The sequence below is a fragment of the Aestuariibaculum marinum genome (assembly GCF_014596975.1).
GTDB lineage: Bacteria > Bacteroidota > Bacteroidia > Flavobacteriales > Flavobacteriaceae > Aestuariibaculum > Aestuariibaculum marinum.
Genome location: NZ_JACVXD010000001.1, coordinates 106,700 through 121,565, shown reverse-complemented (window position 1 = coordinate 121,565; position 14,866 = coordinate 106,700). Strand labels below are relative to the sequence as shown.

Below are 14,866 nucleotides of genomic sequence, written 5' to 3'. Positions count from 1 at the left end.
GATTAGAATTTTAAGTTAACACCGAATAAATAGGTTCTCGCACTTGGATAGAACCCTTGATCGATTCCTCCGCCAATAGGAGCTCCACTAGACGCTGTTGGGTCGTAACCCGAATATTTAGTCAGGGTAAATAAGTTATTTGCAGACACATACAAGCGAAGTTTATTTATTTTTGAACCGCCAAAAAATTTATCTCCAAAGGTGTAACCCAATTGTATATTTTGCAGTCTTACAAATGAACCATCTTCCACATAAAAATCTGAAAATAATATATTTGATGTCGCTCCTGTAGTGACTCTCGGCGTTGAGTTGGTAGAACCTTCTCCCGTCCAGCGGTCCAGATAATACACCGTTTTATTGGTTAAAGCCTGATTACGCTCAAAATTTCTAACAATTTCATTTCCTAACGAAGCAAAAGCGTAAGCTGAAAAATCAAAGTTTTTGAAATCTATCGACAAATTAAGTCCCATGTTTGCATCTGGAATTGGGTCGCCAATATTGGTCTTATCGGCATCATCAATAACACCATCATTATTAATATCCACAAATTTTAAATCACCCGATTGTACACGATTATCGATTGTTGGATAATTGGATACTTCATTTTCATTTTGGAAAATACCATCTGTTTTATAGCCTCTGTAATATCCAATTGGATACCCAGCTTCCATTCTTGAAGGTGTTGGCTGACCAATACCAAAGGAACCTCCTGTTAAGAAATCTCCATCGGTATTTACAGATATCACTTCATTTTTTAGTGCCGTTAAATTATACTTAACACTTAATTTAAAATCATCACTAATGTTATCGGAATATCCTATGGCAAATTCAAATCCTGAATTTTCGATTATTCCACCATTAATTACTGGTGCTCCACCTGTTCCTAACAATCCTGACACCTGTGGGATGACCAGTAAATCTTCGGTACGTTTCTTAAAATAATCGGCTGTGATATCAATTTTATTATCTGCAAAGCGCATATCGACACCAATATCTAAGGTTTTTTGCTTTTCCCATTTAATTCCGGGGTTTGAAATAGCTCCGCTGGCCACACCGAACACTTCCTGATTGTTAAATATATAAGTCCCTTCCCCATTTAAAAGTGATACAAAGCGGTAATCAGGAATTCTATCGTTACCTAAAATACCATAAGACGCTCTGAATTTCAGTAAATCGAAAAACTTACTCTCTGAAAGAAATGGCTCATCTGAGGCCACCCAACCTATTGATCCTGAAGGGAAAAATCCGAATTTATTTTCAGGACCAAATTTTGTTGAACCGTCACGGCGCAAAACTGCCGAAAATAAATACTTCCCTTTATAATCGTATTGTAACCTTGTAAAATAAGACAGTAGTCTAGAATCGAATCTTGGGTTTCTACCTTGCGCTTCGTAGCGGTCTTCAATATCGGAAGCCACATCCAGAGAAGGGTTCGCAATCGTTACATCATATCCTGTAAGTCCTGAAAACTCTCCTGTCGTTTTAAATACCGAAGTTCCTAACAGTACATTGATATTATGGGTTTCATTAATGTTATTCTGATACTTAACAAAAGCATCAAACGTATAATCTCTATAATGATCTAAAGTTGTTACAATCGAGCTTCTATCAACATTACTGTTTTTACCACTACCGAAATAAGCCACCGGATTAAAGATGTTAGAACTTACTTCGGAATAATTCCACTGAATATTGGTTTGAGCCGTAAAATGGTCTAAAAAATTATATGATAAACCAGCATTACCGCTAAGCTTTAATACTTTCCCTCTATCGAAAGTATCATCGATTTGAGCCAGCGGGTTTATAACCTCTCCTCCCAATCCTTCAGCTAAAGTATAATCACCATTTTCATCTCTAACCGAAAATGTAGGCGCCATATTTAAGGCATTAAATAATACGGAAGAATTAGAATTCTCAGGTAGGTTTCGCTTATTAGTTCTTATAAGCATCAATCCTGAAGTAAATTTGAAATTCTTCAGAAAATCAACATTATAACTAATATTATTTGTAAAACGTGTAAAGTTTGATCTCGAACCTCCCACAATACCATCCTGCGTTAAAAACGACCCACTATAAGAATAATAGGAATTTTTCGTCCCCCCTTTAAACAAAATGTTATGATTAGTTATAAAAGCATTTTTAAATACTTTATCCTGCCAATCGGTTCCTGACCCTAAACCAGAAACATCTGGAAACGGAATTGCACTTCCGCCAGCAGCATGCGCTTCGTTAACAATTAACGCATACTCTGTCGCGTTTAAAACAGGGATTTTTCTGGTGGTTTGCTGAAAGCCTCCATAAGCATTATACTCAACCTGAAGCGGCATCTCCTTTCGTCCCGTTTTAGTTTTAATCAAGATAACACCGTTAGCTGCTCTAACCCCATAAATACCGGCAGTTGCGTCCTTAAGGATGTTTATACTTTCAATATCGTTCGGGTTAATAACACTAAGGTCTTCTATAACATTTCCATCAACTAATATTAATGGTCGGCTATCTCCATTTGTAGATACCCCACGAATGTTGATGGTCGCTCCGGCTCCTGGCGATCCCGATTGTGATGTAATGTTAACCCCGGCAACCTGACCTTGAAGAGCTTGCTCTATTCGAGTTGGTTTCAACTCTTCAATAGTTTCTGCTCCCAACACACTTACAGCACCAGTAATTTCCTTTTTAGTTTGTGTACCATATCCAATAACCACAACTTCGTCTAATTTGGCGAGGTCTTCTTGTAATTGAATTTCTAAAAAAGCATCATTTTCAACAACAACATCCTGAGTTATAAAACCGATATAACTTAAGGTTAGTATTGATCCTATTTCAATATTAGAAATGGTAAAGTTTCCATCAAAATCAGAAACAGTTCCATTTGCTGTATTCTTTTGCAAGATGTTAACTCCGGGAATAGGCACACCGGAACCATCTTTCACATTACCTTTTATTTCAATGCTTTGAGCACTAGCATAGGAAACAAAGAATAATGTTAAAATCTTAAAGAGATAATGTCTCATGTGAATTTAGTTTATTTTAGTTTCCATAAAATTATATTTACATATTGATGTATTCTAATTTTTTACCACTACAAAAAACATACATCACAATAATGAACAACAAAAACTAACAAAACCTTAATATTACTAGGTTTTATTAAGAATTTATAAAAGCTATAGAATTTACTTAAAATCTATAAAATCAGCAAATGTTGTGGTGTTGTATAGGTGAAAAAGTTAAATGTTGTGTCGTTATATTTTCAAAATATAATCTGTTAAGCTCGCATCGTGAGGTAAATCGATTTTTTTTCGCAATCGGTAACGTTTAACTTCTACACTTCTTGGAGATATATTTAATAGAGGTGCAATTTCCTTTGAGGATAAATTCAACCTCAAATACGTACATAAACGTAAGTCGTTTGAGGTTAGCGACGGATGTAATGTTTTTATCTTTTTAAGAAAATCTTTATCGGCATTATTAAAGGCTTCTTCAAACGTTTGCCAGTCATCAGTATTATTAAGATTTTTATCAATGATTTTAACTACATTGTTTAAATTCTTGTCATCCGGAATCTTTTTCAGCTCCTTTTTAAGATTATTTAAAAACTCATTCTTCTTAATTAAATTCATCGTGGACAGACTCAACTCCCTGTTTTTACTTTCAATATCCTGCTTAAGCTTTTCATTATTATGACGCATGATTTGCTCTTTGTTCTCTAATTCTTTGAGTTCTAATTCACGCTGTGTTTTATAAAGGAGTTTTTCACGTTGCCTTTTATAGTAACGCTTGTAGGTATGATGCATAAATATTGAAAATAACGCCACAGTAATGATATACCCTATAATGGCGGTATTTGACAAATACCATGGTCTTGCAATAGAAAAATTAAAACTTTCTATATTCTCTGAAATTTCGTTACCTAACCGCGACCTTACAGAGAATTTATAATCGCCGAATGGTAAGTTTTCAAAAAACACTTCCGATTTAGTGGACCATTGACTCCATTCATCATAAATACCCTTGAGCTTATACTGATATTCTGGTACTGAAAATTTTTCATAAACAGGAACACTAAAATGAAACTCTAAATTATTATTGTTATTTTTAAACGTTCCTGCTTCATTTATCTTAACAAAAACATTCTCATGACTGCCCTTAAGATTTCTATTAGATACTAAATTTAAATGAACTTTATGTGGTTTGTTTTGTAAGACATTTAAATCTATTACAATGTATCCTGTAGTGGTACCATACAGGTATTTATTATTTTCCAGATAAGTTATATTTTCATAGCTAGAAACATCATTTCTTACATAACCTGGTAACGCAATGGTATGCAAATCCAATGTATTACTCAGTTTGCCGGGAGATAAATAACTGAGTCCTTGCCTTGAAAAACCCCAAAGCTTATTGGTTTGCTTTGTATAAACCAGTTTCCCTGAGGTATAATCTTCAGTATGAAACAATTTACTCTTTATTGTGTCCTTTAAAAATTTCCCTGTTTTTAAATCATACTTAAAAACACCTTTACTTTGCGTATAAAGTATATCTCCTCCAAATTTTGTAAGACTCGTCTTCACATCTTTATCCACCGAGCGATCTTGTTCCACATTTATTGCCTTTTTGTAATCTTGATCTAACTTAACTTTAAAAACTCCTTTGTATTCATGGCTTACAAAAAGTTCTGATGCATTGATCATTTCAAAATACCGACTGGAAATATCAAAATTTTCAATAGTATTTCGCCATAACCATGAGTCATTCTTTTTCTCTAAAATATTTAAACCACTATAATTACCTTGAATAAGCAAGTTTTCATGATTTTTAACAGACTTAATATCCCAGGTCCCTAAAACATCGGCTATTAAAGTTGCTCTGTTGTCTTCAATGATGAATGTCCCTGAATTATGACCACAAAACAACGTGTTATCTATATTTTTTAAGCACCAAACAGCACCTTGTGTACCAGCAATAAACTGGAAGTTATGATTACTTTTGAATTCTTTATAAAACAAGCCCTGATTGGTCCCGATATACAATTTGTCTCTATAAACAATGGAAGTGTTTACCGAACCAATCTCTCCTTTTTCATCATTATAGATTCTAAAAGGTGATTTAATATTAACACAATTAATTCCGTTTTCAAGTCCCAACCAAATGTTATTGTCAACATCCTCAAAAACCGATAACACCGTATTATTACTTAAACCGTTATTCTGATTGATTTGATAATTAATATCTCCAGAAGCTGTAATATGGATAATTCCGTTAGAAATACTACCCAAAATAAAACTATCATCCTCTAGCTTAATACTGCTATAAATTCTATCGTTTAAAAGCGTTTTATTAGCAGGAATTTCCCATTGAATTAAATCATTACCTTCCAGCTCAAAAAAGCCTTTATCCTCTGTTTGAAAGAGGGTTTTATTTTCATGGTTGAAAATATTAACCAAAAGGTTATTTTTTAAAATATCGTCTGATGTGACTAGTTTTGCCTGGCCATTTACAATTTCGAAAACACCCTCTTTAGGCTTTTGAAAATAAACCCCTTCCTTAATCTTGAAAATTTTATAAATTCCTGAATTTGACTCAATAATGTTAACTGAATTCTTTGTTTTATTGAAAACATAAATTCTTTTTAACGTTTGAAATAAAATAAAATCTTCCACGTCCAGAATATTCCAAACCTCTTCGTCTTCCAAAAAATCAATATCAAGCTGTAAAGCTAATGAGGTGTATTCTAATACCCCTTTTTCAGACCTATTCCAATAACCAAACTCTCTGTAGCTCCCTGTATAGATATAATCATCAATCACCTTAACCGACCTTACAATAGTTTTATTTGGAGATTCGTAAACCGTCCATTTCGCACCGTTAAATTCAAGAAGCCCTTTATTATTGGCTACATAAATATATTTATCTTGAGATTGAGAAATAGACCAGTTTTGATTCTCTGCTCCATAATCGGTTGGCGTATAAATTTGAATAGGTGGATGCTCTTGTGCTGTTAATACAAAGCACATAAACATTATAAAAAATTGCGGTAGAGATTTAGTTGGTATCAAAATACAATGCTTTACTTACTAATGTAATAAAATTAATAGTAATCAAGCAACTATATAGAAAAACAACAGCCTCTTTGATACCAAAGAGGCTGTTGTTGAAATATTATGTTTTGTGTGGCTATTTACCGATACAGAAATTAGCAAAAATATTACCCAGTAACTCATCGTTCGTAACCTGACCAGTAATTTCACCGAAGTAATACAAGGCCTGACGAATATCGATAGCCAATAAATCTCCAGACAAACCAGAATCTAAACCGTAGCGCACTTTTTCAATCTCTTCTAAAGCTTTCAATAACGAGTCGTAATGTCTTGTATTCGTTACAATGGTATCGTTATTTCTTAAAGCTCCGGTATTTACAAAACTTAGTAGTTTCTCTTTTAAGTCTTCGACACCAAATCCGGTTTTTGCCGATAATAAATGTAAATCTGAAATCTGACTTTTAATATTCTCTATTTCGGTTTCTGAAAGCTTATCAATTTTATTAGCTATAATAACAATTGGCTTTTGCGGATATTTATTCTTAATTTTTTCAATTTCTATCTTAAACGATTTAATAAAACTATCCTCTTTAAGATTGGTGCTATCTGCTAAGAAAACCACAACCTGAGCTTGCTCTATTTTCTCAAACGTCTTTTTTATACCAATGCTTTCAACCACATCCTGAGTTTCTCGAATACCGGCAGTATCGATAAATCGAAAACCGATACCTCCTATTGAAATTTCGTCTTCAATAGTGTCTCTTGTCGTTCCTGCAACATCTGATACAATAGCGCGTTCCTCATTTAAAAGGGCATTTAATAAAGTAGATTTACCAACATTAGGTTCGCCTACAATAGCTACAGGAATTCCGTTTTTAATAACGTTCCCTACAGCAAACGAATCAATTAAACGCTTTAATACCACACTAATGCGGTCTACTAAATCTTTAAACTGAGTTCTGTCTGCAAACTCGACATCTTCTTCTGCGAAATCTAATTCTAATTCTATTAAGGAAGCAAAATTCAATAACTCTTCACGAAGTTTAGCGATTTCAGACGAAAATCCACCACGCATTTGTTGCATCGCTATTTGATGAGACGCTTCATTATCACTGGAAATTAAATCGGCTACAGCTTCCGCCTGACTTAAATCTAATTTTCCATTTAAAAATGCTCGCAATGTAAATTCTCCAGGCGTTGCTGTTCTACAGCCTTTTCGAAGAAACAACTGAATAATTTCCTGTTGAATATAATTAGAACCATGACAAGACACCTCAACCACATCTTCACCGGTATAGGAGTTCGGGTTTTTAAAAACCGACACCAAAACCTCATCAATGGTTTTAGGTCCATCGACAATATGTCCTAAATGTATGGTATGGGTTTTCTGTTTGGCAAGCGATTTATTATTTACAACCGACCTAAAACAACTATCGGCAATAGTAATCGCATCTTTACCAGACAAACGAATAACCGCAATAGCTCCTGCTCCTGAAGGGGTTGCTAAGGCAACTATGGTATCTTGATTAATCATAAAGGTCTAAACTAAATAAATGCCGTCTGGTTTAATCTCAATTTTCTTCTCTTTGTATAAAGAACCTACTGCCTTTTTAAAGTTCTTTTTACTCATTTGAAGTAGGTCTTTAATATCTTCGGGTGACGACTTATCAGTTAAATCTAAAAAGCCACTATTGTCTTCCAACTCCTTTAAAATACGTTCAGCATTAGGCTCTATATTTCTATAACCAATCTGTCCTAAAACAATATCCAGTTTATTGCCAGGACGAATCTTCTTAACGATTCCTTTTAATTTATCACCTACGCTAAGCTCTGTAAAGATTTGATCGTTATAAATTAAACCTGTATGTTTTTTATTCACAATAACGTTCATACCAATTTCTGAAGGATGCGATACAATTAAATCCACCTCATCAAACTGTTTAACGGTAAGTTCTTTATTACTTAAAAAACGATTGGTTTTACTTGAGGCTACCAATCTTTCGGTCTTCTCATCCATATAACAATGCACCAAGTACCACCCTTTAGGTTTCATTTTAAAAGCTTGCTCTTTAAACGGACAAAATAATTCCTTAACCAGTCCCCAGTCTAAAAAAGCACCATAATCGTTCACCTGACTACAACGTAATAAGGCAAATTCACCTAGTTTTATATAAGGCATATCGGTAGTTGCTACCGGACGTTCTTCATTGTCTAAATACACAAAAACATCTAGCTTATCCCAAATTTTAAAGCTTTCCGGAACATACCTGTTTGGTAGTAAAACCTCATTATTATCTTCATCTACCAAGTAAATACCATGATCGGTTTCACGTAGAATTTCTAATGTATTAATTTGCCCTATATTTATCATGCTGCAAAGGTAATAATATTAACAAGAGTTTTTCTAATAAATATAAGACATAAAAAAAGCGCTGCAATACATAATTACAACGCTTTTCATTTATATAATTAAGTGTATTCTAATAAACAGATTCTTTACCAAAATGCTTAGTTAGCAAATAATAAACTACAGCTCGGTATTTATTACGGTTAGATTTACCGTATTGTTCCATAACTGCTTCAATGCCTGCATCTAAATCCGGACCATCGGTTAAACCTAATTTTTTAATTAAAAAGTTGTTTTTTACCGTTGCTACCTCGGTTTCATCAGATCCGGAAACTGTTGCTGCATCTGCATTATAAATTGCAGGTCCGCACCCAATAGTTACTTTCGTTAACAAATCCATATCTGCATCTACTCCACATTTTTCTTTTAAATCGGCAGCATATTTTGCAATAAGCTCATCTCTTTTACTCATAATTAGGTCTTTTATAAATTAATAAATTAGTTGTTCTAAATATACTTAATTTTAAGACACTATAAAAATTGAAAAGTCACATATAACACAGACTTTACAATGAAAGTAATTGTTAACGGATAAAACGACTTATTTTAAAAACTCAAAATAGTTTAATAGAACTTTATCGTTAACTTTTTTTGGCGTAAACACTTCCAGTAATTTAGGCTTTTCACTTTTCTCATAAAACCCTTGTAATGCATATTCTAAAGAGGTTTCTTCATTAGCTATAGCATAATCTAAACCATACATATCGCAAAGATGTTTTGCCGTAAGATTATGATTGGTCTCGAAATAGGTGTCGAAGTTTTCTGTATCCTTATGCCCTGGGAGAATTCTAAAAATACCACCACCCGTATTATTCACTACTATTATTCTAAAATTAGCGGGTATATAGTTATTCCAAAGCGCATTACTGTCGTAAAAAAAGCTTAAATCTCCCGTTATAAATGTAGTCTGTTTTTCATTAGCTACTGCACAACCCACCGCTGTAGAGGTACTGCCATCAATTCCACTGGTTCCTCGATTACAATACACTTCTAGTGTCTTATTTAACGTAAACAGTTGCGCATAACGAATAGCAGAACTGTTTCCTATTTGTAATACCGTATGATTAGGAACGGCTTTAAATAAATAATTGAATACTTTAAAATCACTGAACGGAATTTGTTCTAAGTATTGCTGATGTTTTTCCAAACGGAGTTCTCTTACCTTCATCCAATCGGAATGGTAATGACTCTTAACATAGTGCGTTAATTTTGGTAAAAACGTCTCAAAAAACTGATTTGGAGTGACCTCTAAATGACTGGTTAGACAGAAGAATGTATCATTTGCATCTTTCTTCCCTATGTGCCAATGTTCTCTTGGTTGATACTTGCGTAGAAAAGCTTTAATTTTTTTTGATACAATCAATCCTCCAAAAGTAACCAAAATATCCGGCTGCAATGCCTGCTCTTCCTTCTCTGTTAATGGCGCAATCATTTGATCGATACTCGGAAAAAAGCTATCGTGGTTTAAATTTGATGTGGTTTCTGTAAACACTATCACACTGTCGTCTTCAGCCAGCTCATCAAGCCATTTTTTTTCAATGGCATTAGGCTGATTTACCCCCACCAAAACCATCTTTTTGGTAGCAGCATTCCAGTCTTCCAGACACTCCTGCAACGTATAACTTTCAATAGTTTTTTGCTTAATAGAAAATTCTGTTACTTTCGGCGCTACACTTAACTTATCTACCGTTTGATACAAGGGTTCATCAAAAGGAATATTAATGTGAACTGGCCCTTGTTTTATGATTGAATGATTTATTGCTACCTGAATTTCCTCTTCGTTGAACGACTGAATATCTTTTTGAAGTCCTAAAAAACGTTCTAATCGGTCTTCCAAATTTTTGAAAATCGGTAAATCTTCATTTCCCGGAAGGTTATTCTCATCCTTCAAATCCAGTTTCAAATTTGCTGAATAGAGAATATGGTTATCAAAAACATTCTTCTGATTTATAGTTTGTCCGTCACCGATACCAATTAAATGTTTTGGACGATCGGCTGATAACACGACGAACGGAATATTGCTATAAAACGCTTCGGCTACCGCTGGATAATAATTTAAAAGTGCACTACCTGAGGTACATACTACTGCTGTAGGCTTTTGTATTTGTTGCGCAATACCCATAGCAAAAAAAGCGGCACAACGCTCATCTACAACACTGTAACATTTAAAGTATGGGTTATTGGAAAAACCAAGCGTTAAAGGTGCATTTCTACTTCCTGGAGATATTACAATATGTTGAATACCTTTAGCTTTACACAACTCGATAACAGTTTGAGCAAGAGGAATATTTGGGTAAATCATAGCTTTTTAATGAATATGTAAAAGTAATAATAGCGCAGCAAATACCCTAATTACAGTACATTTTTCATCACCTTAGATTTTGAAACAGTTTCATCCCATTCACTTTCAGCATTTGAATGCGAAGTTATACCGCCTCCAACATAGATTATAGCCGTATTATTTTTGATTTGCATACAGCGCAAATTAACATACAACTGCGTACTTTTTTTAGGAATAGCATAAGCTCTGTTTTCTATATTTCTACGCCCAGAACGCGGTTTAACTACAGTTTCTAAATTAAGTTCACCTAAAAATCCTGTGTAGAATTCTCGATTATAGTTTTCGTTTTTTAAGATGAAATCCTTCGAAGCCTGTTTTGGTAAACCACAAACCGCTGGTGTTGGATGAATAATAGAAATCACATCTTTTAATGCTGAATTTGAATCTAACCGGGCCGAAATCAAAGTTCTTAAATGCACCAAGTTACCTGCTTTTACAGTTTCTGTATTGGAAACTTTTAAATAATCTACCGATGGTTTAATGCTGTCTACAATAAAATCGGTAACAAACTGTTGTTCTTCTTTTTCTTTATCCTGCCAAGTTACATCAAGTGTTCCGTTGTATTCCTGAGTTCCTGCTAAAGACATGATAGAAAACTGATGCCCTTCAATTTTTATTAAGGTTTCCGGTGTGGCTCCAAGCCATAAACCAACTTTAGGATGATACCAACAATACACAAAAGCTAAAGAATAATGATTCAGAAGACTCTTAAAAATTTCTATTGGATTTTGCTCGCTAATTTCTACAGCTTCCTGTCTTGATAAAACCACCTTTTTAAAAGCTGAATCCTTTATTGCTTCAACGCCCTTATTCACCAAATTAATGTGAAACACTTTTTGCTCATCGGTTACCACCGATAGTGGTTTAACGTTGAGTTGCGTTGGAATCACCTCATAATCTGAACATACAATTTTTGAGGCATAATCTACTGGCAATAAAACAGCATCTGAAGCATCATCAAAAGGTGCAAAAACAAAGCCTTTTTCGGTAAAATCTTTAGTTACATGTAAGGCATTGTCTTTTTGTAACAGTCCGGAAATGGAAGATTCTCCGGGTTTCCGATAAGCAACAAAAGGCAACTTGTTGTTGTATTGGGTTTCAATACAGTTAAAAAAATTAAATAGGGTCATTAACTATCCTTGTTTTGGCAACGAAATGGTAGATAATTTGCAAACCGAAATTAAGTTGTTATCCTCGTCGGTTACTTTGATGTCGAGCAACTGTGTTGTTCTTCCTTTATGAACAAATGTCGCCTTGGCATAAACAAAGCCTTCTCGAATACTTTTTAAATGGTTTGCAGAAATTTCTATACCACGTACAAAAAACGTTTCAGTATCTATAAATATATGCGAAGCAAAACTCCCTACACTTTCAGCTAAAGCAGCTGTAGCGCCACCATGCAAAACACCATCAGGCTGATGCACACGAGAGTTTACTGGCATGCGCGCTACTAAAAAATCATCGCCAAAATCTACAACCTCTATTTCTAAGGTTTCCATTAAAGTATTTTTACAAGCCGCATTGGCTTGGGCTATTACATTTTCTTTAGATAATGGCATTTAATATTGTATTTTTATTAGCGCAGGTAAAAATACAAAATGCTAAGGAAAGGCATCAAAAATTAACCTTTAATTAAAATTTTGAATCCTAACACTTTTATGAAAGCTCCTTCTCTCGAAAATCATCGTGTAAAACTCTCCTTGTTGGATCTGAGCAATTACAAACATCTTTTAGATATCGCGCAACAACCGAACCTTGTCCAATATTCGCCAAGTAAAATTGATACGCCAGAGGATTTAAAAGGTTATGTACAGACTGCGGTCGATGCCTATTACCATAAATCAGCATTACCCTTTATTATTTTGGACAAACAGACAAACACGTATGCCGGAAGCACGCGATTTGCACTAATAAACTGGCAAAACAAACTTTTGCATATTGGTTGGACATGGATTGGAAAAGAATTTCAAGGCAGCGGACTCAATTTGCATATGAAATATTTAATGCTGGAATATGCTTTTGAAACTCTGAATTTTGATAAAGTTTGTTTTACAGTAGACGAGCGCAACACAAGATCAAGAAAAGCCGTTGAAAAAATAGGTGCTTCGTTAGAAGGTATTTTAAGAAAAGATGTATTAATGCTCGACGGATTTAAACGAAGTACTTGCTATTATGGTATTTTAAAAGAAGAGTGGCCAGAGATAAAATCAGTTATAATTGCCCAACTTTAAACGTTGTCCTAAACCAATAAACATCGAAAACAACATTAAAAACAACAAACACATTAATGCGCTATTAATTAGTGTTTGTTGCCAGCCAATTTCCAGAACATTAATAAACGGATACGGGTAAAAACCAGAAAACATACCTCGAACTAAAATATAAATCAAATACACTAACGGATATATCAACCATTTGGGAATTAACGACCAAACTACATGCTTAGCACCGTCATATAAAAACCAATATAACACCGTTAAAACAGGGATTATACTATGCAATAATTCATCTATTACAATTTGAAACCCTACCGGTGACCAAACAGGCCTTAATAAAATCTGATATACCAAACAGACTACTGTAATATACACAGCTATAGGTGTTAACCAGGTTTTAAAATCTACCTTTTGTAAGTTTAAATTTTTAGTGGTAAAAAATAAAGCGACTATGGTATTGGTTAGAATCGTGAAATAACTAAAAAACCGAACTATCGTTTCGGTTGAAGACATGGTTTTATTCATCAGCATCAATACAAACTGCATCAATACAGCAAACCAACCTAATATCGCAATGCTATAAGCTAACCTTGTTTTCATAAGAGCTTAAATCAATATTATTTACAATCCGTAATTGTTAATGGGGTTTTAGATGTATATTGAATACTATCTCTAAATTTAAACGCAGTACCTGCCTCATTTAGTGCCCCTAATCCTTCAATTAAGGTATCTTGTTTTACCAAAAAGGCCACTTCTCGAACACTTTCAATACCTTCTGACATAAATGTGAATGTTCCAAACAGCCTATCACGATACAACCTTCCTCTAAAATTACCAGTACTTTCATCCTTTTCATGATAACTATATTTTAATCTGCCGAAAACCTCATCACTTACATCTGTAATTTTAAACATTACTGAATTGTTATTATCATTATAAGCATAACAACCCGTTTTTAACGTTGTTGTATAGTAACCACACCCTTGAAAAGTATGTTCTGTTTCCAGTCCCGTATAATTATAATTTATCGTTACAGAATACGGAAACTCCTCTCCCGACATGGCATTAATGCACTTACGCTTTGAAACCTGGATAGTTAAATTCACGGCTTCCGTTTCAACTCTATAACGCTTAACATTAGCATCCATCGCACGAACAGGGGCTACATGAGGTGTTGTTATCGTGTCACTCATCATTTTCAATTCAATTTTATTATCTGCTATAGACAATCCCCAAAATGGCTCCGTTCCTGCAGCTATAAAATACGAACCAGACTTCATAGCTTCTGAATTTTCTTCTTTTACCTGAATATCAGCAACATCTATTGCTTCAACCTCTAACGCTTCGGAAGGTTTTGTTTTTTGATTTTTACATGAAAAACATAAGATGACAAAAACTGGAAAATAACATAACAATCTACGCATAACTAACGTGTTATTTTTTTAAAGCGCATCATTGGTAAATCTCCCATCATTAAGTTCAATTTACCATCTGCATCTATGCTGTAGGCTTCAATTTTTTTCATGGTTTTTAAAAACACTGCTTCTCCTCCTCCTTCACAAAACATTAAAGTCGATGGTCCGGGCTCTCCAAAAGATAATTTATTACCTTCTAAAGTATAATCGGCTGAATATCCATTACAACCATTATTCCCCATGACTTTACCGTCTTCTTTATTGAATGTAATTTGAGGTTTTTTATTCGGATAAAGCGCCTCAAAAGCTATTCTGGGTCCGGTAACATATTCTAATTCCCATTGTGTATCGAACAATGCATCGCTGGTAGATTGTGATGTTTTACAAGAAAAAAATAACAGCAGTGAAGCTATACAGAAAGATAAGGTTAAGTGTTTCATAAGAAAAAT

Annotated in this window: 12 protein-coding genes; 1 reads left to right on the top strand and 11 read right to left on the bottom strand. The window is 34.2% G+C overall.

What is annotated here, in order from left to right:
* Positions 1-2: 2 nt before the first annotated feature.
* From ICJ85_RS00520 to ICJ85_RS00485, 8 genes are all read right to left on the bottom strand, one after another.
* Entirely contained in the window at positions 3-3,011 is a 3,009-nt protein-coding gene (locus ICJ85_RS00520) for a SusC/RagA family TonB-linked outer membrane protein (protein WP_188221815.1), read from the bottom strand.
* A gap of 231 nt (positions 3,012-3,242) precedes the next feature.
* Complete coding sequence (locus ICJ85_RS00515) at positions 3,243-6,014, bottom strand: helix-turn-helix and ligand-binding sensor domain-containing protein (protein ID WP_241739460.1); 2,772 nt, start codon at positions 6,012-6,014, stop codon at positions 3,243-3,245.
* 160 nt (positions 6,015-6,174) lie between these two features.
* The gene (gene mnmE / locus ICJ85_RS00510) at positions 6,175-7,572 is read right to left on the bottom strand and encodes a tRNA uridine-5-carboxymethylaminomethyl(34) synthesis GTPase MnmE (protein WP_188221814.1); all 1,398 of its coding nucleotides are present in this window, start codon (positions 7,570-7,572) and stop codon (positions 6,175-6,177) included.
* Positions 7,573-7,578: 6 nt separating this feature from the next.
* Positions 7,579-8,409: a CvfB family protein gene (locus ICJ85_RS00505; protein ID WP_188221813.1), complete on the bottom strand. Its 831-nt coding sequence runs from the start codon at positions 8,407-8,409 to the stop codon at positions 7,579-7,581.
* Positions 8,410-8,518: 109 nt separating this feature from the next.
* Positions 8,519-8,857 carry a DUF2853 family protein gene (locus ICJ85_RS00500; RefSeq protein ID WP_188221812.1) on the bottom strand — a complete coding sequence of 113 codons (339 nt, stop codon included), beginning with the start codon at positions 8,855-8,857 and terminating at the stop codon, positions 8,519-8,521.
* A gap of 129 nt (positions 8,858-8,986) precedes the next feature.
* Complete coding sequence (gene menD / locus ICJ85_RS00495; protein ID WP_188221811.1) at positions 8,987-10,747, bottom strand: 2-succinyl-5-enolpyruvyl-6-hydroxy-3-cyclohexene-1-carboxylate synthase; 1,761 nt, start codon at positions 10,745-10,747, stop codon at positions 8,987-8,989.
* A gap of 50 nt (positions 10,748-10,797) precedes the next feature.
* On the bottom strand, positions 10,798-11,916 hold the full coding sequence (locus ICJ85_RS00490) for a chorismate-binding protein (protein WP_188221810.1): 1,119 nt from the start codon (positions 11,914-11,916) through the stop codon (positions 10,798-10,800).
* A gap of 3 nt (positions 11,917-11,919) precedes the next feature.
* Positions 11,920-12,345 (bottom strand): PaaI family thioesterase, encoded by a 426-nt coding sequence (locus ICJ85_RS00485; RefSeq protein ID WP_188221809.1) that lies wholly within the window; start codon positions 12,343-12,345, stop codon positions 11,920-11,922.
* A 99-nt stretch (positions 12,346-12,444) separates the two neighbouring features.
* On the opposite strand from ICJ85_RS00485, the gene ICJ85_RS00480 reads away from it, so the two are divergent.
* Complete coding sequence (locus tag ICJ85_RS00480) at positions 12,445-13,017, top strand: GNAT family N-acetyltransferase (RefSeq protein ID WP_188221808.1); 573 nt, start codon at positions 12,445-12,447, stop codon at positions 13,015-13,017.
* Here ICJ85_RS00480 and ICJ85_RS00475 read toward each other — a convergent pair.
* From ICJ85_RS00475 to ICJ85_RS00465, 3 genes are read right to left on the bottom strand one after another with little or no spacing between them, the layout of a single operon-like run.
* The gene (locus tag ICJ85_RS00475; protein WP_188221807.1) at positions 12,994-13,602 is read right to left on the bottom strand and encodes a Pr6Pr family membrane protein; all 609 of its coding nucleotides are present in this window, start codon (positions 13,600-13,602) and stop codon (positions 12,994-12,996) included. The two genes, ICJ85_RS00480 and ICJ85_RS00475, sit on opposite strands and share 24 nt — an antisense overlap.
* Before the next feature lie 17 nt (positions 13,603-13,619).
* Positions 13,620-14,426: a COG3650 family protein gene (locus ICJ85_RS00470; protein ID WP_188221806.1), complete on the bottom strand. Its 807-nt coding sequence runs from the start codon at positions 14,424-14,426 to the stop codon at positions 13,620-13,622.
* Positions 14,427-14,428: 2 nt separating this feature from the next.
* On the bottom strand, positions 14,429-14,857 hold the full coding sequence (locus tag ICJ85_RS00465; protein ID WP_188221805.1) for an META domain-containing protein: 429 nt from the start codon (positions 14,855-14,857) through the stop codon (positions 14,429-14,431).
* Between the last annotated feature and the right edge of the window lie 9 nt (positions 14,858-14,866).

Coding starts and splice junctions, on each gene's coding strand:
- ICJ85_RS00470 (WP_188221806.1), bottom strand. CDS start 14,426: ATGCGTAGATTGTTATGTTATTTTCCAGTTTTTGTCATCTTATGTTTT.
- ICJ85_RS00515 (WP_241739460.1), bottom strand. CDS start 6,014: ATGTGCTTTGTATTAACAGCACAAGAGCATCCACCTATTCAAATTTAT.
- ICJ85_RS00480 (WP_188221808.1), top strand. CDS start 12,445: ATGAAAGCTCCTTCTCTCGAAAATCATCGTGTAAAACTCTCCTTGTTG.
- ICJ85_RS00505 (WP_188221813.1), bottom strand. CDS start 8,409: ATGATAAATATAGGGCAAATTAATACATTAGAAATTCTACGTGAAACC.
- ICJ85_RS00520 (WP_188221815.1), bottom strand. CDS start 3,011: ATGAGACATTATCTCTTTAAGATTTTAACATTATTCTTTGTTTCCTAT.
- ICJ85_RS00490 (WP_188221810.1), bottom strand. CDS start 11,916: ATGACCCTATTTAATTTTTTTAACTGTATTGAAACCCAATACAACAAC.
- mnmE (WP_188221814.1), bottom strand. CDS start 7,572: ATGATTAATCAAGATACCATAGTTGCCTTAGCAACCCCTTCAGGAGCA.
- ICJ85_RS00465 (WP_188221805.1), bottom strand. CDS start 14,857: ATGAAACACTTAACCTTATCTTTCTGTATAGCTTCACTGCTGTTATTT.
- ICJ85_RS00475 (WP_188221807.1), bottom strand. CDS start 13,602: ATGAAAACAAGGTTAGCTTATAGCATTGCGATATTAGGTTGGTTTGCT.
- ICJ85_RS00485 (WP_188221809.1), bottom strand. CDS start 12,345: ATGCCATTATCTAAAGAAAATGTAATAGCCCAAGCCAATGCGGCTTGT.
- ICJ85_RS00500 (WP_188221812.1), bottom strand. CDS start 8,857: ATGAGTAAAAGAGATGAGCTTATTGCAAAATATGCTGCCGATTTAAAA.
- menD (WP_188221811.1), bottom strand. CDS start 10,747: ATGATTTACCCAAATATTCCTCTTGCTCAAACTGTTATCGAGTTGTGT.